Source organism: Corallococcus macrosporus, from assembly GCF_017302985.1.
Classification (GTDB): domain Bacteria; phylum Myxococcota; class Myxococcia; order Myxococcales; family Myxococcaceae; genus Corallococcus; species Corallococcus macrosporus_A.
This window is the reverse complement of the sequence record NZ_JAFIMU010000012.1, coordinates 74,314-99,930: the sequence shown is the minus strand read 5'-3', so window position 1 is coordinate 99,930 and position 25,617 is coordinate 74,314. Positions and strand designations below refer to the sequence as shown.

19 protein-coding genes are annotated in these 25,617 nt (G+C 70.9%); 8 read left to right on the top strand and 11 right to left on the bottom strand.

The genetic code is table 11. The features are described from left to right. The 3 genes from JYK02_RS33430 to JYK02_RS33420 are packed head-to-tail and all read right to left on the bottom strand — an operon-like array spanning position 1 to position 4,809. Positions 1-2,124 (bottom strand): hypothetical protein, encoded by a 2,124-nt coding sequence (locus tag JYK02_RS33430; RefSeq protein ID WP_207056969.1) that lies wholly within the window; start codon positions 2,122-2,124, stop codon positions 1-3. After that, complete coding sequence (locus JYK02_RS33425) at positions 2,121-4,046, bottom strand: hypothetical protein (protein ID WP_207056968.1); 1,926 nt, start codon at positions 4,044-4,046, stop codon at positions 2,121-2,123. The genes JYK02_RS33430 and JYK02_RS33425 overlap by 4 nt, the downstream gene beginning before the upstream one ends. A 7-nt stretch (positions 4,047-4,053) precedes the next feature. Then, a complete protein-coding gene (locus JYK02_RS33420) occupies positions 4,054-4,809 on the bottom strand; it encodes a hypothetical protein (RefSeq protein ID WP_347402642.1) in 756 nt (251 codons plus the stop codon). Between the two features lie 90 nt (positions 4,810-4,899). On the opposite strand from JYK02_RS33420, the gene JYK02_RS33415 reads away from it, so the two are divergent. Both JYK02_RS33415 and JYK02_RS33410 read left to right on the top strand, forming a co-directional pair. Next, positions 4,900-5,739 (top strand): hypothetical protein, encoded by an 840-nt coding sequence (locus JYK02_RS33415; protein WP_207056967.1) that lies wholly within the window; start codon positions 4,900-4,902, stop codon positions 5,737-5,739. A gap of 178 nt (positions 5,740-5,917) precedes the next feature. Further along, positions 5,918-6,544, top strand: coding sequence for a DUF1877 family protein (locus JYK02_RS33410; RefSeq protein ID WP_207056966.1), 627 nt, complete (start codon positions 5,918-5,920; stop codon positions 6,542-6,544). Between the two features lie 17 nt (positions 6,545-6,561). Here the strand turns inward: JYK02_RS33410 and JYK02_RS33405 are convergent, their stop codons facing one another. After that, a complete protein-coding gene (locus JYK02_RS33405; RefSeq protein ID WP_207056965.1) occupies positions 6,562-7,809 on the bottom strand; it encodes an SLC13 family permease in 1,248 nt (415 codons plus the stop codon). Between the two features lie 186 nt (positions 7,810-7,995). On the opposite strand from JYK02_RS33405, the gene JYK02_RS33400 reads away from it, so the two are divergent. After that, positions 7,996-10,416, top strand: coding sequence for a DEAD/DEAH box helicase (locus JYK02_RS33400; RefSeq protein ID WP_207056964.1), 2,421 nt, complete (start codon positions 7,996-7,998; stop codon positions 10,414-10,416). 16 nt (positions 10,417-10,432) lie between these two features. Continuing rightward, positions 10,433-11,986 carry a ribonuclease H-like domain-containing protein gene (locus JYK02_RS40615; protein WP_207056963.1) on the top strand — a complete coding sequence of 518 codons (1,554 nt, stop codon included), beginning with the start codon at positions 10,433-10,435 and terminating at the stop codon, positions 11,984-11,986. Here the strand turns inward: JYK02_RS40615 and JYK02_RS33390 are convergent. The 3 genes from JYK02_RS33390 to JYK02_RS33380 form a co-directional block, all read right to left on the bottom strand. Next, a complete protein-coding gene (locus tag JYK02_RS33390) occupies positions 11,974-12,537 on the bottom strand; it encodes a hypothetical protein (RefSeq protein WP_207056962.1) in 564 nt (187 codons plus the stop codon). The genes JYK02_RS40615 and JYK02_RS33390 overlap by 13 nt on opposite strands. Before the next feature lie 34 nt (positions 12,538-12,571). Beyond that, positions 12,572-13,168 (bottom strand): hypothetical protein, encoded by a 597-nt coding sequence (locus JYK02_RS33385; protein ID WP_207056961.1) that lies wholly within the window; start codon positions 13,166-13,168, stop codon positions 12,572-12,574. A 115-nt stretch (positions 13,169-13,283) separates the two neighbouring features. Next, positions 13,284-13,934, bottom strand: a complete 651-nt coding sequence (locus JYK02_RS33380) for a biotin/lipoyl-containing protein (protein ID WP_207056960.1) — start codon at positions 13,932-13,934, stop codon at positions 13,284-13,286. Between the two features lie 281 nt (positions 13,935-14,215). On the opposite strand from JYK02_RS33380, the gene JYK02_RS33375 reads away from it, so the two are divergent. Genes JYK02_RS33375 through JYK02_RS33365 form a run of 3 tightly spaced genes read left to right on the top strand, consistent with a single transcriptional unit; the run spans position 14,216 to position 18,082 of the window. Further along, the gene (locus JYK02_RS33375) at positions 14,216-15,532 is read left to right on the top strand and encodes an OmpA family protein (RefSeq protein WP_207056959.1); all 1,317 of its coding nucleotides are present in this window, start codon (positions 14,216-14,218) and stop codon (positions 15,530-15,532) included. Positions 15,533-15,571: 39 nt separating this feature from the next. Beyond that, a complete protein-coding gene (locus tag JYK02_RS33370; RefSeq protein WP_207056958.1) occupies positions 15,572-16,927 on the top strand; it encodes a WGR domain-containing protein in 1,356 nt (451 codons plus the stop codon). Between the two features lie 9 nt (positions 16,928-16,936). Further along, positions 16,937-18,082, top strand: coding sequence for an STM4014 family protein (locus tag JYK02_RS33365; protein ID WP_207056957.1), 1,146 nt, complete (start codon positions 16,937-16,939; stop codon positions 18,080-18,082). On the opposite strand, the gene JYK02_RS33360 is transcribed toward JYK02_RS33365, so the two are convergent. Genes JYK02_RS33360 through JYK02_RS33350 form a run of 3 tightly spaced genes read right to left on the bottom strand, consistent with a single transcriptional unit; the run spans position 18,049 to position 21,067 of the window. Next, the gene (locus JYK02_RS33360) at positions 18,049-18,948 is read right to left on the bottom strand and encodes an STM4011 family radical SAM protein (protein ID WP_207056956.1); all 900 of its coding nucleotides are present in this window, start codon (positions 18,946-18,948) and stop codon (positions 18,049-18,051) included. The genes JYK02_RS33365 and JYK02_RS33360 overlap by 34 nt on opposite strands. Further along, positions 18,945-20,258 carry an STM4012 family radical SAM protein gene (locus tag JYK02_RS33355; protein WP_207056955.1) on the bottom strand — a complete coding sequence of 438 codons (1,314 nt, stop codon included), beginning with the start codon at positions 20,256-20,258 and terminating at the stop codon, positions 18,945-18,947. Before JYK02_RS33355 ends, JYK02_RS33360 begins: the two co-directional genes overlap by 4 nt. Continuing rightward, complete coding sequence (locus JYK02_RS33350; protein ID WP_207056954.1) at positions 20,255-21,067, bottom strand: STM4013/SEN3800 family hydrolase; 813 nt, start codon at positions 21,065-21,067, stop codon at positions 20,255-20,257. Before JYK02_RS33350 ends, JYK02_RS33355 begins: the two co-directional genes overlap by 4 nt. Positions 21,068-21,318: 251 nt before the next feature. Here JYK02_RS33350 and JYK02_RS33345 point away from each other — a divergent pair, with 251 nt between their 5' ends. Further along, positions 21,319-23,619 (top strand): S8 family serine peptidase, encoded by a 2,301-nt coding sequence (locus JYK02_RS33345; protein WP_207056953.1) that lies wholly within the window; start codon positions 21,319-21,321, stop codon positions 23,617-23,619. 55 nt (positions 23,620-23,674) lie between these two features. On the opposite strand, the gene JYK02_RS33340 is transcribed toward JYK02_RS33345, so the two are convergent. Continuing rightward, positions 23,675-25,111, bottom strand: a complete 1,437-nt coding sequence (locus JYK02_RS33340) for a hypothetical protein (RefSeq protein WP_242589499.1) — start codon at positions 25,109-25,111, stop codon at positions 23,675-23,677. Positions 25,112-25,617 lie beyond the last annotated feature (506 nt).

Below are 25,617 nucleotides of genomic sequence, written 5' to 3'. Positions count from 1 at the left end.
TCAGGACGCGAGGCCGTCCAACTGGGGCCCCAGCGCGTTCAGCGCGGACGTCACCCGGCCGTTCGCCGCCGTCACCGGCTTCCCGAAGGCACCCGCCTGGAGCTGGGCGCCAATCGCGTCGAGCGGGGAGAGCAGCTGCGGCTTCTGCGTCGTGGCCTGGGTGGAGACGGAGTCCACCTGCGTCTGGGCGCCTGACTTCAGGCCCTCCGCGCGCTGCTTGAAGGCCGCGAGCGCCTGATCCGCCTGCGAGGTGAGCGACGTCTCCGCGCCCGTGCGGGCCTGCTCCAGCGACGACAGGCCGCCCGTCACGGACGTGTTCGTGGTGCCCAGGTGCGAGTCCAGCCGGCCCTTCGCGGACGTCACCTGGCCCTCCGCCGAGTCCCTCGCCGTCTGCATGCCCTGCACGGCCGCATCGATGCCGGAGCCCACCTGCGCGTCCAGGGCCTCCAGCCGCTGGGGCACCTGCGTGTCCAGCGGCGTCACCCGCGCGGCCACCTGCTGCTTCATGGCCTGGATCTGCTGCACGCCCTGGTCCTTCACGGTGCCGATCTGCGTGACGGCCGCGGCGACGACCTGGCCCACCTGCGCGGAGGCCTGCTCGATGGCCTGGAGGATGGAGTCCGTGAGCGTGCCCATCTGCGTCACGGCCTGGGTGGTGGCCGTGTCGATCTGCGTCTGCGCCTGCGTCTGCACCGTCTCCACCTGCGACACGATGGTGTCCTGCACCGCCTTGAGCTGCGTGCCCACCTGGGAGGAGAGGGTGCCCAGTTGCGTGGTGATCTGCGTCACCACCTGCGTGATGCCCTGCACCGCGGGGCTCACCAGCGGCTTGGGCAGGTCCGCGGCCGGGATGGCGTCCAGGAGGCCCATGGCGCGCTCCAGCAGCGCCTCCAGCGAGCCGACGATCTGCTGGAAGAGGGTCTGAAGCTGCTCCAGCTTCTGGGGCAGGACTTCGAACAGCGCCATCACCTGCTGCTTGAGGGTGCTCACCGTCGCGACCAGCGTGTCGAGCGTGGTGAACGCCGCGTCCAGCGTCGCCTTCAGCGGCGCCTTGAGGGTCTCCACCGCCGTGATCGCGCCCTGCACCAGGCCATCGATGGTGCCGCTCACCGTGGTGATGGCGGACTCCACCTGCTTCTGCACCTGGTCGATGAGCTTCTCCACCGCCGTGAGCTGCGCCGTGACGCTGGCCACCTGTGTGGCGATCGTCTTGCCCAGCGTGTCCAGCGCCCCGTCCGCCTGCGTCTTGCCCGCCGTCAGCGACGGCGCCACCTGGGTGTCCAGCGGGTCCACGATGGCCACGGCCGCCGCGGCAGCGGCCATCAGCTGATCCACCAGTGACTTGCGCTGCGTCTCCAGCGCGGACTGCTGCTGCTGGTGGGCGTCCTTCGTCGTCTTGCCCGCGTTGACGATCTCCTGGTGCAGCGTGGCCAGCGCGCTCACGGGGTCCTTCACCGCGCCGTCCAGGGTGGACGTGAGCTGCGTGCTCCGGCCCGTCGCCGCGTCGCGGGACGTCGCCAGCCGCACCAGCACCGCCGCCAGCGCCGCAGCGATCGTCGACCCCACGCCCGTGAGGTCCTGCGTGAGCTGCGAGCGGGTCTGATCAATCAGCGCGTATCCCTGCGCGCGGCGGGCCTCCGTCTCCTCCTTGGAGCCCTTGCGCTTCGCGAGCTTCGCGTCGAAGGACTTCTTGTCCGCGTCGCACTTCTGGGCCACCTGCTGCTGGAGCGCGGTGAGCTGGCCCTGGGACGACTCGGCGGATGACTTCGCCTGCGCCTCCAGCCCCTGGCTCTTCGCCGTCGCTTCCTGGCCCAGCGACTCCGCCTTCGTGCGCGCCGTCGTGCTGGAGGCCGTCAGCGTCTGCTGATGGCCCTGCACCTCCGTGGCGAGCGCGTCGAAGCGGGGGGAGGGGTCCGTCAGCGTCACGTTCGCCGCGTTCACCTGCGCGAGCAGCGCGCCCAGTGAGCCGGAGATGGACGGGCGCAGCGCGGCGACCTGCTCCACGACGCCCTGGGCCAGGGTCTCCACTTCGCCCTTCGCGGTGGAGAGGCGCGGCGTGATGCCGGAGCCGAAGCCCTCCACGGTCGACTTGTGCTTCGCCACCGTCGCGCGCAGCTCGTTCATTTCAGCCCCGCGAGCGCGGCCTTGGCATCCGCGGCGGCGCCACCGAGGGCGCCCGTCTGGCCGTCCAGGCCGTTGAGCGCGCCCGTGAGTTTCGCGCGGGACTCGGCGGCCTTGCCCTTCACCTGGGCCTCCGCGGCGGAGAGGGCCGCGCCCGTCTCCTCCGTCGCCGCGTTCAGCTTCGCGTTCACCGCCGCCGTGGACTCCTTGTAGGCCGCCGTCGCGTTGCTCACCGCGCCGTCCACGCCCGCCGTGAGGTCGCCCTTGGCCGTCTCCACCTGCGGCGTCACGTCATAGGTGGGCGTGGTGGCCGCGGCGCCGGGGTTCTCCTTCGTCTGGATGAGGAGATGGCCTTCGGACAGGCGGATGACCTCCGTGTCGTTGGAGTTCACCCGCCCCAGGTTCCACACCGGCTTGTTGTCCTGGAAGTCGTGCGTCAGCGCCGTCTGGTTCTCGCCGTTCTTGCCGAAGAGGAGCTGATCGCCCTGGCTGTCCTGGGGCATGCGCACGCCCTCGCCCCAGTCCAGGTAGCGGTGCAGGTCCGCGTGGTCGAAGTGCAGCGCCACCAGCGCCCGCTCGTTCTTGTACGGGGGGAAGTAGAACGTCCCCGGGAAGTGGCCGGGCTCCGCCGGCACGCTCACCGTCTTGTTCCACAGCGGGATGGTCACCCGGTAGTTCGTCACGGACGTCTTCGGATCGTCCACCTGGAGGTAGATGCGGTCCGTGGCCTCGCCGCCGGGGCTGTGCACCTTGCCCTCCACGTAGATGGGGTAGCGGGGCGGCCGGTACGCGGGCAGCTCCGGCACCGGATCCGACTTCTGCTCCAGCAGCACGGACAGGGTGACCGAGTAGCCCTCCATGTCCTCCTGCTGTCCATCGTGCGGACCGGCCTGGAGCCCCGCGCCGTCGAAGGCCAGCTCCGCCACGCGCAGGTCCTCCCCCAGGCCCACGAGGCCCGGGCTCCACCGCGCGCCGTCCAGCTTGATCAGCGCGCCCGGATGCAGCGCGATGGGCGGCACGTCGAGGAACGTCAGCCGCAGGCGCCGCTTCTTCACGCGCAGGCGTCCCTTCTCCAGCGACTGACGCTGCTCCGCCTCCGCCGCGATGGGCGTGCGCACGAGCACGTCGTGCTGGATGCCCGCCACCGCCTGGGACTGCTCCAGCGCCACCGTGGTGGCGCCCGCGCCGAAGCCGTTGAGCACCCGCGCGCTGTGGCGGATGACCGGCGGCATCTCCACGTCCACGCGCGCCACGTGCTTGCGGCTGAGCCCGGTGACGGTGCCCGTGGCCGGCTTCTTCGCGGAGAAGGTGTACGTGTCCTTGGGGCTGTCGTACGTGAGCACGCCGCCGCGCGTGTCCACGAACCAGAGGACGAAGTCGTAGAAGCTGGCGGCCGGGTGGTCGTCGCCGATGCCCAGGCACACCATCGCGTGCTTCTCTTCCAGCGCGTCCCAGTCGTAGGTGAGCAGCAGGCCGCCGGGCTTGTGCGCGTCCAGCAGGTCCGACAGCTTCTTCGCCGTGTGCAGTTCCACCGGGCGGTGCTGCGTCCAGAGCACCCGCGCGGGGTCCTCGAAGGTCACCGTGTACTGGCGGAAGGCCACCGCCACGCTGTCCTTGTTGCCGTGCGCGGTGCCGCTGACGCGCTTCTCCGTGACGATGCCCTGCACCACCAGCGGCGCGGGCGGCGGGTCGAACACGGCGGACAGCGCCAGCCGCACCCGCACCAGGTCCGGCTTGCAGAACGCGGTGAACAGCGCCGCGTCCGCCTTCTCCAGCGCCGTCCAGAACGTCAGCGAGCAGCGGAAGCCCGCGGGCGTCATCCGCAGCGAGAAGTCCCGCACCTGTCCGCCGGGGATGACGTACGGCTGCTCGCCCGCGGTGACGGTCAGCTCCAGCTTCAGCTTTTCGGAGAAGGGGAGCGTCATGCCGTGATCACCGGGCCTTCGCCTGGACCTCCTCGCGGGTCAGCGCGCCCCGGGCCTCCAGCGCATCCATCATCGCGCGCATCACGCGGGCCTGCTGCGCCACCATGCGCTCCAGGTCCGCCACCTGCTGCGTGAGCGCCTCCACCTTCGACGCCAGCTCCGCGTCGCGCACCACCGGCGGCGGCGTGGGGGCGCGCGGGGGAGGGGCGCTTTCGGCCTGCGGCGGGGCCAGCTCGAAGGTGGCCTCGTCCATGCCGAAGCTCAGCGGCGTGGCGGCCGTGGAGGTGATCTCACCGTGGTAGTGGTGCCGGATGGCGCGCTCGATGGAGGACGCGGTCGCCACCACCACCTGGAGCTTCTGGCCGGAGTGGAAGGCCAGCTCCTGGAGGGACTCCACGTTGGTCGGATCCGACGTGGCCACCGTGAGCGTCTTGCCGCCGGGCTCGTAGGCGATGGGGAAGACGGTGTAGCGCTCGGCGATGTCCACGCGCAGGGCCTGGAGGGCGGGGGGGACGGGGACGTGCGTGTCCAGGTCCACCGTGGGGATGGCCAGCTGCCGCGACAGGGCGTGCACCATGGAGCTTTCGTCCACGACGCCCATCTGCACCAGCGTGAGGCCCAGCCGGCCGCCCCACTTGCGCTGCTCGGCGAGCGCGCTGCGGAGCTGGGTTTCGGTGAGCAGGCCGGCGTCCATCAGGATTTCTCCCAGCCGCCGCTTGCGGTTGGGGCCCGGGCCGGGAGGAACAGAAGGGGGAGGATTCACGGCCGGGCAGCATAGCAGCGCCGGACGCCCCCCAGGCTTTCGGTGGGTCGCAAACAGGCCAGGGGGGCGGGGATGGGTTAGCCTGGGCTCATGGTGCGAAGCCGAAGACTCCTTTTCGCGGCAGTCCTCATCGCCTTCACCGCCGGGTGCGCGTCGCAGCGTCTGTCCGGCGCGGACCTGGACCGGGTCCAGCGGCCCGCCTTCATTTCCCGCATCGAGGATGGCGCGGGCCCCAAGAGCCGCGTGTTCCAGGAGGACAGCGCGTACTCCGACAAGCTCAAGAAGCTGGAGCCCAAGGAGGCGGACCGCCGGCTCACCGTGAAGCTCCAGCAGGCCGTCACGCGCTTCGAGCTCTCCGAACGCCTGCGCGTCACCACCCTGTCGCGCCTGCCGGAAGAGGCCCCGTGGACGGACGCGGTGGATCCGGCCCGGGTGGCCTCCGCGCTGGAGAGCTTCCTCGTGGAGGAGGTGCCCGCGAACGCGCCGGACTACGACCTGATGGCCCCGCTGGGCGCGGACACCGTCGTGGAGTTCGTCATCCAGGACTTCGGCATGCGCAGCGAGGATGGCCACGCGGGGGCCTACCTCAAGGGTTACGGGCGCATGTTCCGGCTGGACGGGCGCTCGGAGCTGTGGCGCCGGCCGTTCGACCTGGACGCGGTGGAGCAGAAGGCCCCGCACCTGGATCCGTTCAAGGTCGGCAAGGAGCCGGAGCTGTTCCGCCTGGCCATGACGGAGCTGCTGGACAAGGTCGCGGACATGTTCGTGAAGGACCTGACGCCCGCGAACCGCAAGGGCTCGGCCCCCACCGGCAACGCCGCGCCGGACACCGTGCCCTCCGCCGTCACCCCGGCGCCCGCGCCGGCTGCCGCGCCCACGCCGCCCGAGCGTCAGCTGCCTCCGGGCGAGCTGCCGGATCCGGATCCCTGAGCCAAGAACCTGTCCGACTGTCGGACAGGTTCTGGGGCCGGCCTGGGCTGAGGCGGGCATTCTCCCGCTGCTGTCAGCCTGTTGACTCCCTTCGCGCCCCGAGCGCTGCCTCCTGAGTCAGCGCCGGTACGCTGACCGCGCGTACGACGCCGCGCGTACCGCGCAGCTGGGGGGAACCATGGGATTCGACATGACTTATCAGGCCGTTCCTGCATCCTCCGTGCTGCTGGAGGTGGCCCGGACGGACGTGGCCGTTGGCTCCATCCTCTTCATGGCCATACGCATGTTCGGGGACCCCAAGCTGGAGCTCCGCGAGGCCTCGCGCCGCATGCCGATGGAGCCCGACGAACGCACGCTCTGGGAGCTCGTGCTCGAGCTCCGTCGGGTGCGCCCCGACCTGAGAACGCTCAACCTGTTTCTCGCTCGGGACTGGGACCTGCTCCACTTCTTCCTGTCAGCACACCGGAGGGACGAGCCGGGCACGGAAGCGGACACCCTGGCCGACATGGCGATTCTGGGTGAGGCCATCATCGCCGAGCACGTTCTCTCGGGACAGGATGTCCCTCTGCGCTACACGCGGCCGGAGACGGTGGAGCGCATCGCTCGCATGTTGCAGGAGCTCCCCTTCGAGTCCGTATGGAGGCACTGCCCTCCCGTAGGAGAATCGCCCGATATCTACAAGCACTCCGGGATTGAGCCGACGGAAGAGGTGAGGAGTTTTGTCGAGGGGCTCTTCAAGAAGCTCCGCGCCTTCTACGTCTCGGTCGCTGCGCACGGAGACGGCGTCCTGGTCGAGCGTAGCTGAGGCAACGAGTCGTCGGTCTAGAAGAGGGCGTGCTCGGCCAGGAGCACGCCCAGCCCCACGGCGAAGCTGATCAGCGTCACGGGCACGCCGACGCGCAGGTAGTCCACGAAGCCCATCCGGACCTTGCCGCGCGCGGCCTCGAAGACGATGAGGTTCGCCACGCTGCCCACCAGCGTGAGGTTGCCCGCCAGCGTGGAGCCCAGCGCCAGCACGTGCCACGCCAGCTCCGGCTCCTGCATCGCCGGCACCCACGCGCGCGCGAGCATCACGAAGGGCACGTTGCTGAAGAGGTTGGACGCCACGAGCGTGAGGCCCGCGAAGCCCAGCGTCTCGCGCCACGGCGGCCCGGCCATCAGCGGGGAGAACAGCTGGCGGATCTCCTCCGCCCAGCCCGCCTTGTTCACCCCGTGCACGACGATGAAGAGGCTGGCGAAGAAGAGCAGCAGCACCCAGTCCACGCGCTCCAGCGCCTCGCGCGAGTCGTGGCCGGACAGCGACATCACCAGCACGCCGCCCGCGAGCGCGCTCCAGCTCATGGGCAGGCCCGCGAAGAACGCCACCACCACGCCCAGGAGGCTCCCCAGTCCCAGCGCGAGCAGCCGGCGGTCCACCTCCAGCGGGGGCGGATGCGTGTCGAAGCGCGCGGCCGGCAGCTCCTTGCGGAAGAGGTACAGGAGCGCCACGGCGACGATGGCGGTGGACAGCACCGCGGGCAGCGCCATGTACGCGGCGAACCGCGCGTAGCCCAGGCCGGACGCGCCTTGAATCAGCATGTTCTGCGGGTTGCCGGTGAACGTGGCCACGGAGCCGCTGTTGCTGCCCATGCACACCGCCAGCAGGTACGGCACGGGCGGCAGGCGCGCGTCCTCCACCACCACCAGCACCAGCGGCGTGAGGAACAGGCACACGGTGTCGTTGACGAGGAACGCGGACAGGAACGCGCTCACGAACGTCACGGCCACCAGCAGCAGCCGGGGCGTGTGCGCGACCTTGAGGGCCTTGGCCCCGGCGGCGCGGAAGAAGTTCGCCTGCGCCAGGTACACGGCCAGCAGCATCATCCCCAGCAGCAGGACGAGGGTGTCCATGTCGATGGCCTGCTGGCCCCGGTCCGAGCTGTGGCCGAAGACCTCCGCGGGCGTGACGACCCCGGCGACGACCATCAGCGTGGCGCCCAAGAGCGCGCCTCCGGGACGGTCCAGCTTGACGAAGGGCAGCCTCGCCCCGGCGATGAAGATGTACGTGAAGAGGAAGATCGCGAGCGCCACGGGCGCGGGACACTAGGGTCCACCCGGGACGCGCGTCGAGGCTTGTGGGGCCGTCGGTCCAGGTAGGCGTCCGGGGCCGGGCTACCACCCCGCTGGAGGGTGGGTGGTCGCTTCCTCGGGGACCGGCGCGACAGGTCCTGACGCGCGTTGTCCTTCCGGGTACACGTCTGTACAGTGGCCGGCCCTATGAAGCCCGAGAAGGAAACCGAGGCCTTCTCCGGCCCGCGCCGCACGCCGTGGTCCGGGGCTCGCGGGCTGGACGCCGTCCTCCAGGGATGGCGGACGGACCGGCAGGTGTGGCCGAACATCGTCCACGACGCCGTGACGCCGGCTCGCGCCGGAGTGTTCGCGCCGCTGCCGGAGGGGCTGTCCCCCCAGGTCCGGGACGCGCTCAAGCGCCGTGGCGTCGAACAGCTCTTCTCCCACCAGGCGGAGGCCTTCGAGCGGGCCCGCGACGGGGAGAGCCTGGTCATCGCCACGCCGACCGCGTCCGGCAAGAGCCTCTGCTACAACCTGCCGCTCCTGGACCGCTTCGCTCGCGAGCCGGAAGCGCGGGCGCTCTACCTGTTCCCCACGAAGGCCCTGTCGCGCGACCAGGAAGAGTCGCTGCGCGCCTTCATGCGCGAGGCGGGCCTGGGCCACGGCGCCATCACCTTCGACGGCGACACGCCGGGCGACGCGCGCCGGGCGGCCCGGGAGCGCGCGGGCGTGGTGCTCACCAATCCGGACATGCTGCACACGGGCATCCTGCCGCACCACGCGAACTGGGCCCGGCTGTTCGCGAACCTGCGCTACGTCGTCATCGACGAGCTGCACACGTACCGGGGCGTCTTCGGCTCGCACCTGGCGAACGTGCTGCGGCGGCTTCAGCGGGTGGCGCGGTTCCACGGTGCTTCGCCCACGTTCATCCTGGCGTCGGCGACCATCGGGAATCCGAAGGCGCACGCGGAGCGGATGCTGGGGCGCGAGGTGGCGCTCGTGTCGGAGAGCGGCGCGCCGTCCGGTGAGCGCCGGGTGATGGTCTACAACCCGCCCGTGGTGAACGCGGAGCTGGGCATCCGCGCCAGCTATCTCAAGAGCGCCGTGCGGCTCACCTCGGACCTGGTGCGCGCGGGGGTGTCCACGCTGCTGTTCGGCCAGTCGCGCAACAACGTGGAGGTGATGCTCAAGTACCTCCGCGACCGGTTCGTGGAGGAGAAGCTGGATCCGTCCCTCATCCAGGGCTACCGCGGCGGCTACCTGCCGGGCACCCGGCGCGCGACGGAGGCCGCGATGCGCGCGGGCGAGGTGCGCTGCGTGGTGGCCACCAACGCGCTGGAGCTGGGCATCGACATCGGGTCGCTGGATGCCGTCGTGTGCGCGGGCTACCCGGGCTCCGTGGCGGCGCTGGCGCAGCGCTTCGGCCGAGCGGGCCGGCGCGGCATGGGGAGCCTGGCGCTGCTGGTGACGTCCAGCGCGCCGCTGGATCAATACTTCGCGGCGGATCCGCGCGCGCTCACGGGTGCACCGGTGGAGCACGCGCGGATTGATCCGGACAACGTGGAGATCCTGGTCCAGCACCTGAAGTGCGCGGCGTTCGAGCTGCCCTTCGAGGAAGGCGACTCGTTCGGCGACGTGCCGGTGGAGAACACCACGGAGGCGCTGGACTTCCTCACGCAGCACCAGGTGGTGCACCCGTCGCAGGCGCCGGAGGGCGGGCGGCGGATGTTCCACTGGTCGTCGGACGCGTACCCGGCGCACCACGTGTCCCTGCGCAGCGTGGGCTGGGACAACGTGGTGGTCATCGAGCGCGGCACGGACAAGACGCTGGCGGAGATGGACTTCCGCTCGGCGCACACGCAGCTGCACGAGCAGGCCATCTACCAGCACGACTCCGAGCAGTACCAGGTGGAGCAGCTGGACCTGGAGAACCACAAGGCCTTCGTGCGCAAGGTGGCGCCGGACTACTTCACGGACGCGATGACGAACGTGCGCGTGAGCGTCATCCAGGAGGACCAGGGCGCGCCGCTGGGGCCGTCACTGCACGCGGGGCTGGGCGAGGTGTCGGTCATCGAGAAGGTGGTCGGCTACAAGAAGATCAAGTTCCACACGCACGAGAACGTGGGCTACGGCGACGTGCGGCTGCCGGAGATGCAGATGCACACGTCGGCGCTGTGGCTGACGGTGCCGGAGGCGGTGGTGCGCTCGATGGATGCTCCGAGGCCCGCGGTCATCGACGCGCTGCGAGGCCTGGGTTCGGCGCTGCGCACGGTGGCGTGCGTGGGGTTGATGAGCGACCCGCGCGACCTGGGCCGCACGCTGGGCAGCAAGGACGAGCCGGACGGTCCGCCGCGCAAGGAGGGAGGCGTGGGCTTCGATCCGACGCTGTTCCTCTACGACAACGTGCCCGGCGGCGTGGGGCTGGCGGCGCGGCTGTACGACCAGCGCGAGGAGCTGCTGCTGCGAGGGCGCAAGCTGCTGGAGTCGTGTCCGTGCGAGGACGGGTGTCCGGCGTGCATCGGGCCGGCGGCGGGCGGCCAGCCGGGCAGCGCACCGTCGGGATCGCATCCGCGCAAGCGGTTGGCGTTGGACCTGCTGGCGGCGCTCGGCGTCGCCGGGGTGCAGTGAGGAGCACGGACGGCGCATGGACCTGAAGCGCAAGCTGTCCCGACTCAGCAGCGCGGGCCCCGGCAGTCAGGCCCGGGCGCCCGTGAACACCGTGGTGGCTCCCGTGGTGGAGACACCGGCGGTGGAGGCGCCTCGGGTTCCGTCGGCGGAAGAGGCGGGGACGACGACCGTCGCGGAGGTGCTGGTGCAGGCGCTGCGCAAGCGCCTGTCGATGGACGGGGAGGGTGAGCCCGCCGTCGAGGTGACACCGCCGGAGAACATCCCCTCGGCAGAGGTCGGGCGCTCGAGCGGGCTCGTGGACCTGCGCGAGGAGGCGCGGCGGCGGTTCGCGGCGAAGCGGGGTGGGATTGCGGAGCCCGGTGTCCCGGATCCGCGGGTGGAAGCGCTGCGCCAGATGCTGTCGTTCTGGGCGGAGCGTCAGGGCACGGCGTCGGCTCGGAGGGCGGTGGAGCCGGTCCCCGAGCCCCGGGCGTTGCCGGTGGAGGCGCGGTCCACACCACACGGCACGGTGCACGTCGCTGAGCAGGTGTACTCGCCAGAGCACCGCCACGGCATCGCGCCGGTCGCGGCGGCGCTCGACGTGGAGGCGCGGCTGGTGGCGGGGCTCGCGCTGCATCCGGAGCTGGAGTCGGTGGACTTCACGCGGATGCTGATGCTGGACACGGAGACGACGGGGCTCGCGGGAGGCACGGGCACGGTGCCGTTCCTGGTGGGCCTGGGGTGGTTCGAGGGCCGCTCCATGCGCGTGCAGCAGCTCTTCCTGCGGCGCATGGGGGAGGAGGCGCCCATGCTGCGCCTGCTGGCCGAGCGCATGGCGTCGTCGTCCTGCCTGGTCACGTACAACGGCAAGAGCTTCGACTGGCCGTTGCTCCGCACGCGCTTCGTGCTCAACCGGGTGCCGGTGCCGAAGGAGCTGCCGCACCTGGACCTGCTGCACTGCGCGCGGCGCGTGTTCAAGCACCGGGGCGAGGGCGCCCGGCTCGTGCACCTGGAGTCGAAGGTGCTGGGGCATCACCGGGTCGGGGACGTGGACGGTTCGCAGATCCCCGAGCTGTACTTCCGCTTCCTGCGCGGCACGGACGGGTCGGAGCTGGTGCCGGTGCTGGAGCACAACCAGAAGGACATCCTTCTGCTGGCGGCGCTGATGGGCGATCTGGTGCGCCGCTTCCAGTCGGAAGGCACGGAGCACCAGGACCCGAGGGATCTGCTCGGCTTCGCGCAGGTGGCGGAAAGGGCAGGGGACGCGGAGCGGGCGCTGACCTTCGCGAAGGCCGCCGCGGAGAGCGGAGGTCCGGTGGGAATCGAAGCACTGGTGCTGGCCTCGCGCCTGTGCCGCCGTGCCGGCGACTGCGAGACGGCGGTGGCGCATTTGCAGCGAGCGCTCACGTTCGCGAAGCCCGGCCAGGGCGCGGTGCTGCACCTGTCGCTGACGAAGCTCTACGAGCACTCCCTCAAGGACCTGCCCCGGGCCCTGTACCACGCGCGGCTGGCGGCCCCGGTGGAGGTTCCCGCGGACCACCAGCTCCGGCTGGAACGCCTGGAGCGCCGGCTCTCGCGTCAGGGCGCGTGAGCGTCAGGCCCGCCTGCGTCCCTGGAGGCGTCCAGGAAGGGCAGGGGACGCGGGTGCGCAGGGTCGAAGGATGGCGAGACGCCAGGCGCAGCCTTCTCCATGACACCGCCATCCGTGGTGGGGATGTACTGCTCCATGCCGTCCAGGACGCGCCGGAGGATGCGGCCATCTCGGCTGATGGCGTACCGCACTCCAGAATCAAGTCCCTGCCGTGCGCCGCCGCAGGCCGCGGGGTCCACATCGATGCGGATGAAGACGATGTCTTCGCGCTGGGTGACCCTGAAGACATGAGAGGCGCGTCGGTCAGCGCACGCTGTATCGGGCCGCTCCGGAGGCAGGAAGTCATCCGCCGCCAGGGACAGGGCCCGGAGCACGGTCCCATCGATGACGAAAAGCGTGTCCGCCGCACCGACCTGGACGGGGGCCTGTTCGAAGAACTGGGGGAAGACGATAGAGCGGTCATCCTGCACCGGAGCAGTGCCCGCGACGAACGCGCGAGCACATCCGACGACGGCAAGCCCCATCAGCAGCAGTGACGCACGTGGCTTCATCGTCCGCGATTCTCCGTCACGAAGGCCCGTGTCCCTATTCGCGCACGATGCGATAGCGCGTGCCGTCCAGCCACTCCACCCGACCAATGACCTGTCGTCCCCATCCGTCGTCGCCTCGAAGCCACCGCAACAACTCTCCGGTCGCGGGGATGTACTGGAAGAACCCGTCACACGGTGGATGCTCAAGGCTATCGGAGAGGGAGAAGAAGGCGACGATGGAGAGTGGAACCTCACCCGCATGCGTCGTCACGGTCACACCGTGCTCGGCCGCCATGTCGACGATGAACCGGATGTCGCGGTCCGACAACACATTGTCGTAGGGATGGTTGTGGAGGACGAAAACGTAACCCAGGCTCCCTGGTGCGTAGCGCGCGTCGTCCACCGTCGCGGGAAGAGCACAGGTGCGCTTCTGGGGATCGTCATGCAACGCGCCAGCCGCGAGCATGCTCATCTCGTACTTCCGGTCCGGCGTGTAATAGAGCCAGGCGCAGTACTCGCGAGAGAGGCGCCAGCGCAGCTGGAAGTTCTGTCCTGTGGGTCTGCCCGCAGTGGCTTGCGGCTTGCCCAGGATGAGCGGACACGCGGCCTGCAGGGCATCCGAAAACGAATCAAATGGGCCGAAGGCGGGCATGGGGCCTGGGATGCTCGCCAATGCGTCCCCCGTGGAGCCCTGAACGACCCCAGGGATGGGGCGCGTCGCCCCACAGCCAGACGTCAGGGTCGCGAGGAGCGCGACCAGGCCCGCCTCACGGCAGCGCATCACGCAGGCCCGGGAACCACGCGACGATGAGCCGCTGGGTTCCCAGCTTCACCCGGGCCCGGCCCTTCATGCCGTCCTTGTAGACGCGCTGCTTGCCGTCCCGTTCGTAGTTGCGGGACGGCACGTGCGCCTGGACCAGCACCGCTCCCTGTTCGAACGCGTCGCTGCCCGGCAGCTGCGCCTTCGCGTACTGGAGCGAGGCCTCCGGGGTCTCCACCTTCTCGATGACCGCCTCGAAGGGGACCGGCATCCCTGACAGCTGGTACTCCAGCGTCATGCCCGGGGCCAGCTCCGGCCGATACTCGCCGGGGAACACCGCGTGCAGCGACGGCAGCGTGTCCTGATTCAACAGCGCCGCCACCGGCTGCCCCGCCGTGACCCGAGCCCCCTTCGTCACCGACAACCGGCCCACCATCGCCGACAGGGGCGCCACCACCTCCGCGCTCCCCGCCGCCGTCTCCAGCCTCGCCAGCACCTGCCCGGCCTGGACCGGCTCGCTCAGCCCCACGTCCACCGACATCACACGCCCCTCGGCCGGCGCCGGGACGTCCACCCACTCGCCCTGTTCGAGTAGCACCGAGCCTCGCGCCGAGCGCTCCACCCGCACCATCCCCGCCAGCACCCCCAGCGTCGCCACCGCTCCCACCGCGCTCCAGGCCCATGCCCGCCGTGAAAAGCGGGCGGGCACCCTGGGAGAGGAGGGGACAGGCGTCGGTGGGGCGTCAGGCCGCGGATCCATGCGCGGCCAGGATGATCCATCCCCGCCTCCCCGCGCCAGGACTGGATGGAACGGGGGATTCACCGCGAAGCCGTCAACCCGCCGACTCACTACAGGCCCGTCGCGCCCGCCTGCTCCCTCTACAGCGCTGTATCCCTGCATCGTCCCGGGGCGCCTTGTGCCATGCTGCGTGGCGCCTCGTGGATTCCTCCTTCCTCAAGATCGGGTCACTGGTCCTCGCCGGACTCCTGGCCCCGGGTGCGCTCGCGGCCGAAACGTCGCGCGAGGAACAGGTGCGCGCGGAGCTGGAACGCCAGCTGCGCGACATGGTCCCCGAGTCCCCCTCCGAGGTGCAGGTCCTCTTCGCCGGCTTCAAGCCCGAGGACGGCTACCGGCTCGTGGAGACCGACTTCCTCCTGGATGGCGAACCGCTCGCCGTCCCGTCGCTGGAGGAGCTCAACGCGCCCGGTGTGCACCGGCTCGCGAACCTGAAGGTCGAACCCGGCGAGCACACCCTCGTCTCGCGCGTCACGTACACCAACGGCTCCTGGAGCCTGTTCAGCGAGACCAACGGCTTCCTCTGGAAGATCACCGCGTCCGTCGGCTTCCAGACCCAGCGCGGCCTGCGCGTCGTGGTGAAGGCGTCTCCCGCCGTCGTCCCCAACGCGCCGGATCCGCGCCTCAAGCTCAAGCTCACCCACGCCGTCACCGCGGAGATGATCCAGCCGCTGAAGGACGAGCCCACCGTCGCCACCGCGCCCCCGCCCGTGAAGCCGTCCCCGGTGGACGCCGGCGCGCCGGTGAAGGTCACCCAGCCCACGGCCGTGCCGGACGCGGGCGTGAAGCCCCCGCAGGCCGTCGTCTCCGTGACGCCGCCCGTGGAGCGCACGCCCGTGGCGCCCAGCCGCCTGCGGCTCCAGGTGACGTCGAAGAAGCCCACCAACGCCACCGCCTTCGTGCGCGGCAACGGCGAGCCCCTGAAGCTCACCGTCCCCGGCCGCAAGCCGCAGGACGTGCCGCTGTCCGCGGGTGCGTACACCGTGGACCTCATCGCGGACGGGTTCCTCGCGCAGACGCGCCAGGTGGAGCTGAGCGCCGGCGCCGAGGCGTCACTGGCCTTCGCGCTGGTGCCCGCGCCCAAGGCCGCCAAGGCCGCCAAGGTGCAGGAGGGCCGCATCGAGCTGCCCGAGCCCCTGAGCTTCGAAGAGAAGAAGCCCGTGCCCGCGAAGACGGCGCTCGCGGGCCTGGACCTGGCGGTGGACCTGCTCGTGCGCGACCCGAAGGCCCGCCTGCGCATCGAGGGCCACACCGACTCGAAGGAAGTCCCCGAGCCCGCGCGTCAGAGCCTCTCCGACGCCCGCGCCCGCGCCGTGGCGGACATGCTGATCCGCGCCGGAGTGGCCCCCTCCCGCGTGGAGGCCGTGGGCCTGGGCGACCGCAGCCCCAAGGCCCCCAACCTGATTCCCCGGGGCCGGGAGCTCAACCGCCGCGTGGAGCTGGTGCTGCTGCGCCCCTGAGCCTTGAGGTTGCAGGAGGGGTCCTCTAGCGTCCCCTGCATGCCCCGTTACGAGTTCACCGAAGGCAGCTCCAGCAAGTTCTGGGAGATCACCCTGGAGGGCACCACGCTGACCAAGCGCTGGGGCCGCATCGGCTCCGACGGCCAGGAGAAGGTCGAGGAGTTCGACTCAAAGGCCGAGGCGAAGAAGGCCTACGAGGCGCAGATCCACGAGAAGGAGCGCAAGGGCTACACGCTCGCCGAAGGGTCGGACGGCGACGGGGAAGAGGCCACCGCCGAGTCCGCCGTCAACCCGGACCTGGAGGCCGCCATCCTCGCGAAGCCCGACGACGTGAAGGGCTACCTCGCGTACGCCGCATGGCTCGAGGGCGAGGGCGATCCGCGCGCCGAGCTCATCCGGATCCAGCACTCCGCGCTGGACGCCCCCGCGGCCACGGCCACGGCCGCGCGCAAGAAGGCGGAGAAGTTCATCGAGGAGCACGCCGACGAGCTGCTGGGCGAGTCGCTGGCGGAGGCCGTCTCCGACGAGTCGCTCAAGCTCGAGTGGCACCTGGGCTTCATCCGCGAAGCGCGTGTGGGTCAGGTGGACTACGACTCGGTGGCGGACATCCCGGAGCTGCTGGGCGAGCTGCTGGCCCATCCCTCCGCGCGCTTCCTGAGCCGGCTGACGATCGGCATGGCCAGCTTCGACGGCGAGAACGAATACGACGACACGCTGGAGGTGCTCGCGAAGGCGAAGCCCGCGCCGCCGCTGCGCTCGCTGTTCATCGGCGACTTCGAGTTCCCCGACGAGACGGAGATCTCCTGGACGCAGGTGGGCGACCTCAAGCCGCTCTACAAGGTCTACCCCCAGCTCCAGGAGCTGCGCGTGCGTGGCGGCGAGGTGGACTTCGGGAAGATCGACCTGCCGGAGCTGCGCTCCTTCACGGTGGAGACGGGCGGCCTGCACCTGGGCGCGGTGAAGGACATCGTGAAGGCGAAGTGGCCCAAGCTGGAGTCACTGGAGATCTGGTTCGGCCAGGAGAACTACGGCGCGGGCGGCGGCGTGAAGGACTTGAAGCCCCTGCTCGACGCGGAGGGCGTGCCGGCCCTGCGCAAGCTGGGCCTGCGCAACGCGGAGTTCACCGACGACCTGTGCGCGGCGCTGCCGAAGTCGAAGATCCTGGCGCAGCTCCAGGAGCTGGACCTGTCCATGGGCACGATGTCCGACGAGGGCGCTCGGACGCTGGCGGAGAACGCCAAGGCCTTCGGGCACCTCAAGTCCCTGGACGTCACCCAGAACTTCCTCACGAAGGAGGGGCAGAAGGCCGTGGCGAAGGTCGCCCAGGCCGTGGCGAGCGGCAACCAGCGCACGCCCTACGACGAGGAGTCGCGCTACGCCGCCGTGGGCGAGTAGCCCGTCCCCATGCCGTCCGCCGCGCCGCCGTTCCTGATCATCGGCAACCCCGGGAACCGGCGCGTCACGCTCTTCCAGGAGGCCCTGGGCCGCGCCGGGCTTCCCCCCGCGCACGTGGTGGCATGGGAGACGGTGGCCCGCGCCCCCGACGTCCTCCTGGAGCTGCCCGACACGGAGCGCATCGTCCGCATCGACGCGGCGGGCGAGGACGCGGCCGTGGAGCGGGCCTTCCTCCAGCGCGGTTACACCGATGCGCTCGGCACCGGCTGCGACACCGTGACGCCGGAAGCGCTGGCCGCGCTGCCGGATGAACACGGCCGCGTGCTGTGTCCGCGGCAGCACCACCTGGGCTTCCTGCGCGTGCTGGAGGACCTGTCCGCCCGGTTCGCCCTGCGTCCCCGCTGGCGCGTGCTGTCCTCGCCGGGCGCCATCGCGGACCTGTTCGACAAGCGGATCACCTCGCGCCGGTACGCGGGCCTGGGCATCCCCGTGCCGCCGTTCCTGGACCTGCCTCCGGGGGCCACGCCGGAAGCCCTGCGGCAGGCCCTGCGCGCGGCGGACTTCCGCGAGGCGTTCGTGAAGCTGTCCTGCGGCTCCTCGGCGTCATGCCTCGCGATGTACCGGCCGGGCAGGGCGGAGGGCGCCGGAGGCTCGCTGCTCACCAGCCTGCACCGGGGCGCCACCGGCTGGTTCAACTCCCTCAAGGTGCGCCGCGTGACGGACGCGCGGGAGGTGGACGCGGTGCTGGCCTTCCTCCTGCGCGAGGGCTCGCAGGTGGAGGAGGCGCGGCCCAAGGCGCGGCTGGGCGGGGACGTGTTCGACTGCCGCGTCCTCACCGTGCGCGGCGAGCCCGCCTTCACCGTCGTGCGCCAGAGCCGCCTGCCCATCACCAACCTGCACCTGGGCGGCTACCGGGGAGACCTGGACGCGTTCCACGCCGCCGTGCCGCCCCGCGAGCGGGAGGCCGCAATGGAGAGCTGCCGCGCCGTGGCCCGCGCGCACGACTGCCTCCACGTGGGCATCGACCTGATGTTCGAGGACTTCTTCCACGGCCACCGCGTGCTGGAGGCGAACGCCTTCGGGGACCTGCTCCCCGGCCTCACGCGCGACGGGCTGTCCGTCTACGACTGGGAGATACGCGAAGCGCTGCGCTGAGCGCCGCCCGTCCACAGCCGCGTCGCGGGCACGCGCTCCAGGAGCCCCGAGCCGAACACGCGGTCCAGCTCCAGGTACTCCAGGTGCACGTAGCCGATGTGACACCCGCACGTGTCCTTCGAGCACGGGCGCGGCTTCAGCGCCGCGTCGAAGTCCGGCGCGTAGAGGTTGCCCAGCGGCTCCTTGATGAAGTGGCACCGGTACGCGGTGCCGTCACCGTCCACGGACAGCACGGACTCGCCGCCACGGCAGGCGCGGCCCCGGCTGGGGTGGCGGGTGTTGTTCACCGGGAACAGCGGGTCGATGCGCGTGAAGCGCTCCACGTCCTCGGGCGTGTACGCGTCCAGGCCGTCCTTCACGGCGTTGATCCACAGGTACGTGTCCTCGGGCAGCTCGCGGCGCAGGGCCTCCGCCTCGTCCGCGAAGCGCCGGAAGCCCACCATGCCCGCGCTGTGCCGCACGCCGTGCTCCGACAACTGCTCGCACTGGGCCAGGAAGCGCGAGCGCTTCATCCACTCCGGATGGTACGTGGCCCAGATGCCCAGCTTCTCCGTGCGGCAGTCGCCGAGCCAGTCCAGCCGACAGGAGAGGTTCGTCTGCACCGCCGCGCGCTCCACGTGCGGCAGGTGCGTCAGCCGCGCCAGGGCCTGCTGGTACCAGGGCCAGATGAGCGCCTCGCCCCACGGCGTGAAGAAGACGGACACGGTGTCCTGCGTGCGCGACTCCACCCACTGGAGGAACCGCTCCAGGTCCGCGCGGTCCTTCGTGAGCTCCTCCTCGCTCTGCTTCCACTTGCCGAAGGGGCAGTACTCGCAGCCGTAGTTGCAGCCGGACAGCGGGCCCCGGTAGAGCACGGTGAGCTTCATCGCCAGGCGTACTCCGCCATGCGCGCGCGCACCGCCTCGGAGTCCAGCCACGGGCCAATCAGGTCCGAGCGCTCCACGCCCGCGGGCGTGAGCTGGAACACGCCGTCCACGTCGCGAGCCAGCCCGTGCGCCTCCAGCTCCGCGAGCATCGGGAAGTCCGCCTTCGCCTCCGTGCCGAAGCGCTGGCGGTACACGCCCGGGTCCACGCCCTCCGCGAGCAGCGACAGCACCAGGTGCCGGTGGCGCTGCTCGGCCGCGTCCAGCACGAAGCCGTAGCGCACCTCGCCGAACGACGCCGCGTCCCGTTCGACGTACGCCTGGATGATGCCGCGCACCTCGCGCGAGGCCACGGCGTACTCCGACGAGTAGTGCACCGCGCCCGCGTAGGAGCGCGCCCCCACGCCCAGGCCCACCATGCCGTCCTCCTGGCAGCGGTACACCACGCCGCGAGCCGCTGGTGCGTGCGCCGCGCGGAACATCCGCATGGACACCTGCGTGTAGCCGCGTGACAGGAGGAAGTCCCGGCCGGCCCGGTAGAGCGACAGCCGCAGGTCGTCCCACGCGCGCGACTTCTTGCCGAGGAAGGTGAGGGGCCGCACGTAGAGCGGGTAGAGGTACAGCTCCTCCGGCGCGTACTTCAGCGCCGCCGCCAGCGAGTGCTGGAACGTCTCCACCGTCTGACCCTCGATGCCGTAGATGAGGTCCAGGTTGAGCGTGGGGAAGCCCGCGCTGCGCAAGAGGTCCAGCGTGGCCTCCACCTGGGCCGTCTTCTGCGGCCGCTTCACCGCGGCGACCTCCGCCTCCAGGAAGCTCTGCACGCCCATGCTCACCCGGTCCACGCCCCGGGCCTTCAAGAGCGCGACCTTGTCCGCGTCCACCGTCTCCGGCGACACCTCCACGGACATGGGCACGTCGCGCGGGTCGACGCCCAGCTCCGCCGTCAGATCGAACACCGTCTCCAGCCCCGCGACGTCCAGCAGGGTGGGGGTGCCACCGCCGATGGCCGCGCGCGCGAACGTGGCCGGCCCCAGCGCGTCCTTCACCCGGCGGGCCTCCCGCTTCAGCGCGCCGAGCCACGCGGCGACGACGTCCTCCTTCGGGCCCGCGGCGGTGAAGAGGTTGCAGAACCCGCAGCGCATCTCGCAGAAGGGCACGTGCAGGTAGAGGAACAGCGCGTCCCGCCGCTCCTTCGCCCAGACGTCCTCCAGCGGCAGCGCGGGCGTCAGCGGCCGGTAGGCCGTCTTGTGCGGGTAGCCGTAGAGGTACGCCACGTATGGCGTCCCTTCGAGCATCGACTCCAGGCGCGTCATGGCGCGGAGTCTACCGTCAGCACGAACTCGCCATAGGGCACCGTCCACACCACCGGGTGCCCCAGCCGGTGGCCCGAGTAGCCATCCTCGCCGTACGCCGTCCCGTGGTCCGAGCACACGATGCAGAAGGAGGGGCCCCGCCGGCGCAGCGCCTGGAACAGTCGCCCGAGCTGGCCGTCCACGTACGCCAGCGCCGCCGCCTGCGTCGCCTTCGAGTCCTCCGTCGCCCCGGGCACGTAGTGCCGGTTGGGCTGGTGCAGCGCGGAGACGTTGATGAACAGGAACACCCGCTGCTCCCGGGGCAGGGCGCCCAGGATTTTCACCGCGAGTGATGCCTGATTTTCCGTGGATTGGGGATCGGTGACGCCCAGCGAGGGGTCCCAGTGCGCCTCGGAGAAGAGGCCCGGGAGCACGCGGCCCAGGGGGTTCTTCTGGTTGAAGAAGCCCGTCCCGCCAATACACACCGTGTGATAGCCGCGCCCGGCCAGGCCCGTGACGAGGTCCGGCGCGTCCAGCACGCAGGTGCCGGGGCCCGTCGTCTCGCTGCCCTCGAAGCGCAGGGCGAAGGGGCGCGGGTGGCGCCCCGGGGTGACGGGGGTGGGGAGGAAGCCCGCGAAGAAGGCCTGGTGCGCGGCGTAGGTGAAGCTCGCCGGGCTGTGGCGCTCCTCCCACCGGCCGCCGGGCAGCAGCGCGGCCAGGGTGGGGGTGCGGCCTGCTTCCAGCGCCTCACGGGCCACGTCGTAACGGAGCGTGTCCAGCGTGAGGAAGAGCAGGTCGTGCGTGCCGACCAGCGCGTTCAGGTCATGCATGCGGGCCGACGGGGCGGGGAGGGGACCTCATCGATGGGAGGTCCCCATACCCCGTGCGGGACGGCGGGACCACGGGGATGGAAGTCATGCTGAAACCTGAGCGCCGCGACCCCTCCAGAACCACCCGCGCCCACCTGGAAGGGACACCCACGCCGCAAAAAGCACGCCCTGTTGCAACTGAGTGGCAAGGACTTGAAATACTGCCGTAATGCGTATTACAGGTTTTTCTCACTTTGAAGGGAGTGCCCGAAATGCAGAACATGCGGAAGCAGTTCTCGACGTCTCGTGGTGGCTGGCGGCCGGTGACGGCGCTGGTGCTGGGCTGCACCCTCGCGGTTCCTGCCGGCGCGCTCGCGGTGGAGCGCACCCCTTCAGCGGCGACGCGGGCTCCGGCGGCCCCGGGCGCGGCGGTGGCGAAGGCGCTCCAGGCGGGGGGCACCACGCTGGCGACGCCGGCGGGGCTGGTGTTCCACCAGACGGCTCGGCCGGTCAGCGCCCTGCGCACCCTGGACGTGGTGCAGGCCACCGGCGTCCAGCTGCACGTCTGGCGTGAGCGTCAGACGGACGGCACGGAGCGCGCCTTCTCCGCGTACACGCGCGGCGGCACGGAGCTGCTGGGGCGCGTGCAGCAGGAGGAGTACCTCATCCGGCTGGCGGAGGCGTCCTTCGACCCGCTGGCGCGCACCGCGCCGCTCCTGGGCAACACGCTGGTGGCGGACCGGGACAACGCGCTGTCGCTGGTGCAGTTCCACGCCACGCCGCTGCCGGAGTACCGCGAGACCCTCGAGAGCGCGGGCGGCAAGGTGCTGCGCTTCCTGTCGGACCACACGTACCTGGTGGAGATGCCCTCGGAGGTCCGCGCGCGCGTGGCCCAACTGCCCGCCGTGCGCTGGGTGGGGGACTACCACCCGGAATGGCGCCTGGAGCCGGTGCTGCGGGACGCGCTGCTCGGACGCGCGGCGGCGCTGGCGCCCCAGCGCTACTCCATCATGCTGGGCGAGCGCGGCGCCGCGCGGCAGGCCCGCGTGACGGCGCTGGTGGAGCGGCTGGGCGGCAAGGTGGACCTGGTGGAGCCGGGCGGCCTGCGCGTGGAGGCCACGCTCAGCCAGGAGCAACTGGCCTCGCTCGTGCGCGCCAACGAGGTGCAGTTCATCGACCGCTGGGGTGGCCCCGGCGAGGTGGACATGGACATCGTGCGTGAGACGGGCGGCGCCAACTACATCCAGGGGCTCAAGGGCTGGACGGGGCAGGGCGTGCGCGGGGAGATCTTCGACACCGAGCTGCGCACCACCCACCGCGAGTGGCCCACCGCGCCCATCATCCACAGCGTGGGCACGTCCTCCGGCTCGCTGCACGGCACCAGCTGCTACAGCCACAACTTCGCCCAGGGCGTGGATCCGCTGGCCAAGGGCCTGCTGCCGGCCGGGCAGGGCATCTTCTTCCTCTACAGCGAGTCCACGCAGTTCGGCGGCACCAAGTCCCGCTACACGGCGAACCAGGAGCTGATCAACCCGAGCGGCCCGTACCGCGCGGTGTTCCAGACCTCCAGCGTGGGCAGCACGCTGACGACGTCGTACACGACCATCTCCGCGGAGGTGGACGACTACCTCTTCAAGGCGCCGCTGTTGAGCACGCAGTCGCAGAGCAACAGCGGCACGCGCAACTCGCGGCCGCAGGCGTGGGCGAAGAACATCGTCTCCGTGGGCGGCATCCGGCACTACAACACGCAGACCCGCACGGATGACCGCTGGTCCTCGGGCGCGAGCATCGGCCCGGCGGCGGACGGCCGCATCAAGCCGGACCTGGCCTTCTACTACGACAGCATCCGGGGCGCGTCCGGCTCCTCCGACAGCAGCTACACGGAGTTCAGCGGCACCAGCTCCGCGACGCCGCAGACGTCCGGCCACTTCGGCCTCCTGCACCAGATGTGGCACCAGGGCGTGTGGGCCGGCCACGGCGGCAAGGCGGACGTCTTCACCAGCCGCCCGCAGATGGCCACGGCGAAGGCGCTGATGATCAACGGCGCGGCGAAGTACAACTGGCTCGCGGGCGGCGCCAACGCGGACATCGACCGCAACAAGCAGGGCTGGGGCACGTCCGACCTGAAGCGCCTGTACGACCGCGCGGCGAAGACGTTCGTCGTCGACGAGACGGACGTCCTCACGCCGCTGGCCACCAAGACGTACACCTTCGCCGTGGCCAGCGGTGAGACGGAGCTCAACGTCACGATGGTCTACACGGACCCCATGGGCACGGTGGGCGCGGCCCGGGCGCGCATCAACGACCTGTCCCTGCGAGTGACGGCGCCCAACGGCACCGTGTACTGGGGCAACAACGGCCTGACGGCGGGCAACGTGTCCACGTCCGGAGGCGTGTCCAACAAGGTCGACACCGTGGAGAACGTCTTCATCGCGAACCCGGCCACGGGCACGTGGAAGGTGGAGGTCCTGGCCGAGGAGCTGGTCCAGGACGCGCGCACGGAGACGACGGCGGTGGACGCGGACTACGCCCTGGTCGTGAGCGGCGTGTCGCTCAACACGAAGGTGCCGTAGGCGCATCCGACGTGCGCGGGCTCCGGTTTCCTCCGGGGCCCGCGCTGTCGGTGCCTCAGGGCGCGGGGGCCGCGGGCTTCGCGGGGGCCTGCTGCTGGGCCACGGGCTTCGAGGTGCGCTGGAGGACGGGCAGGGACGGGCTCAGCGTGCCCAGGTAGAGCCGGCCGTGGAAGCCGGTGTCCCCTGGCGCGTCGAAGAGGGCCACCTTGCGCGGTGAGTCCGGCTCCTGGCGCGCTTCCGCCGAGGGGTTGATGCCGTGCACGTCGCAGTCCACCTGCTGCCAGACGTTGAAGCGGCAGGCGAAGTGGGCGCCTCGCGCGAAGCCCACGTCCAGCGCTCGCACGGATGAAGAGGGCAGGGCGGCCGCCAGCCGGTGGCCCATGGGTTCGAACTTCGAATCCCAGCCCACGCCACCGGTGCGCACGTGCACGTCGCCCGCGAGCACCAGCATCCACGCGTCCGGGTGCTCCTGCCGGAAGGCCAGCAGGTTCGCCGCCATCTCCGCCTCGCGCGCGTTGCCCGCCGCCCCCTTCGAGTCGAACGCCACCACGGACACGGCATGGCCCTGGGCCCGCAGGCGCCGCGCGGCCTCCAGCAGGTGGATGACGCCCGCGCTGCTGCGGCCGTCCTGATCCACGCGGCGGAAGAAGTCGCTCAGCACCAGCAGCCGCTCCAGGTCCGCGTCCGTGCCGGCGCTCGTCACGTACTCGTCCAGCGCCGACTGATCCACGGACGGAACGGACAGGGCCAGCGCCACCGGCAGCTTCTTCGCCGTGGCGTCGCAGAGCATCCGCGCGGCGGCGTCCGGCAGCTCGCGCGTGCCCATGGGGTCCGCCACCAGCACCGTGCCGCCCGGGGTGAGCAGCGCGTCCACGCCCTGCACGGGGTCGCCGCAGCGGGGCGCCGCGTCGGACGCTTCAGGGGTCCAGCCCGCGACCTTCACGTCGCGCACGGGAATGGACGCCTTGCCGCCCACCAGCTCCAGCGAGGGCACCATCTCCAGGCGCATGAGCAGCTTGCGCTCCTGGGGCAGGTCGCGGAAGCCGCGGCGCAGCTTGAAGCCCTCCATCTGCGGGATGCCCTCGAACTTCTCGTGGGCGAACACCTCGCGGAAGTGGTTGTAGTAGTGGTCGTTCGCCCGCTGGCTGCCCGGCTCGGGCACCTGCTCCTCGACGGCGTCATCCGCCTCGCGGTACTGGAGCCGGAAGATGCGCACGATGGACTGGCGCGGGCCCACGGCTTCGGGGCGCACCAGGTAGCGTTCGAAGGTGCGGTTGCCGCGCACGTTCACGCCAATCTCCCAGGACTGGGAGTACAGCTCATGCGTGGTGTTGTTCTCGAAGACGTCCAGGCGCTGTTCTTCGAGCAGGCGGCGGGCGACGAACATCGCCTCGTCCAGCGGCACCAGGTACACGCGCTCCACGGTGGGGATGGGCTCCGTGTCCAGCGGATCCCCGTCCAGTCCGCGCGAGAGGCTCGCGCACCCCGTCATGCAAAGAAGTCCCAGCGTCCAGTGCCACCGCATGGTCCTGCCCCCGTTCGTGGACGGAGACAGCCCAAGGCAGGCGCCATCCCCGGACGTCCGAGTCTAACACTCCGGGTGAAGGGATTGCGCCCCCGGGTCGTGAACGGAACACTCTATGTTCCGGATGTTTGCTGGGTGAAGGGGACCGCGTGCCGCGACATGGACCTCTGCTGCTGGGGCTCGGAATGCTTGGCGTCTTGCAGCTATCGACAGCCCATGCGGAGCCACCCCTGACGAAGGCTCCGGGATGCGCCAGGCGCGGCTGGCCCGCGACCGTCACCTGCGGAAACACGCCGTGCTTCGTCTCAAGCTGTGGTGAAGGCAAGTGCCCCTACTGCTTCATCAAGGGCACGGAGAACCTCGTCTTCACAGGATGGGCGGTCTACACATGCACGAGCGGTGACACCGTGACGGGGAGGGCGCTGCTGTTCAACACAGCGCCCTTCAACGCTCGCCTGGGGCCCTTCTGTGGC

Coding starts and splice junctions, on each gene's coding strand:
- JYK02_RS33410 (WP_207056966.1), top strand. CDS start 5,918: ATGGGATTCGACATGACTTATCAGGCCGTTCCTGCATCCTCCGTGCTG.
- JYK02_RS33355 (WP_207056955.1), bottom strand. CDS start 20,258: ATGACGCGCCTGGAGTCGATGCTCGAAGGGACGCCATACGTGGCGTAC.
- JYK02_RS33390 (WP_207056962.1), bottom strand. CDS start 12,537: ATGAAGCCACGTGCGTCACTGCTGCTGATGGGGCTTGCCGTCGTCGGA.
- JYK02_RS33425 (WP_207056968.1), bottom strand. CDS start 4,046: ATGACGCTCCCCTTCTCCGAAAAGCTGAAGCTGGAGCTGACCGTCACC.
- JYK02_RS33430 (WP_207056969.1), bottom strand. CDS start 2,124: ATGAACGAGCTGCGCGCGACGGTGGCGAAGCACAAGTCGACCGTGGAG.
- JYK02_RS33345 (WP_207056953.1), top strand. CDS start 21,319: ATGCAGAACATGCGGAAGCAGTTCTCGACGTCTCGTGGTGGCTGGCGG.
- JYK02_RS33350 (WP_207056954.1), bottom strand. CDS start 21,067: ATGCATGACCTGAACGCGCTGGTCGGCACGCACGACCTGCTCTTCCTC.
- JYK02_RS33415 (WP_207056967.1), top strand. CDS start 4,900: ATGGTGCGAAGCCGAAGACTCCTTTTCGCGGCAGTCCTCATCGCCTTC.
- JYK02_RS33360 (WP_207056956.1), bottom strand. CDS start 18,948: ATGAAGCTCACCGTGCTCTACCGGGGCCCGCTGTCCGGCTGCAACTAC.
- JYK02_RS33340 (WP_242589499.1), bottom strand. CDS start 25,111: ATGACGGGGTGCGCGAGCCTCTCGCGCGGACTGGACGGGGATCCGCTG.
- JYK02_RS33400 (WP_207056964.1), top strand. CDS start 7,996: ATGAAGCCCGAGAAGGAAACCGAGGCCTTCTCCGGCCCGCGCCGCACG.
- JYK02_RS33370 (WP_207056958.1), top strand. CDS start 15,572: ATGCCCCGTTACGAGTTCACCGAAGGCAGCTCCAGCAAGTTCTGGGAG.
- JYK02_RS40615 (WP_207056963.1), top strand. CDS start 10,433: ATGGACCTGAAGCGCAAGCTGTCCCGACTCAGCAGCGCGGGCCCCGGC.
- JYK02_RS33365 (WP_207056957.1), top strand. CDS start 16,937: ATGCCGTCCGCCGCGCCGCCGTTCCTGATCATCGGCAACCCCGGGAAC.
- JYK02_RS33385 (WP_207056961.1), bottom strand. CDS start 13,168: ATGCCCGCCTTCGGCCCATTTGATTCGTTTTCGGATGCCCTGCAGGCC.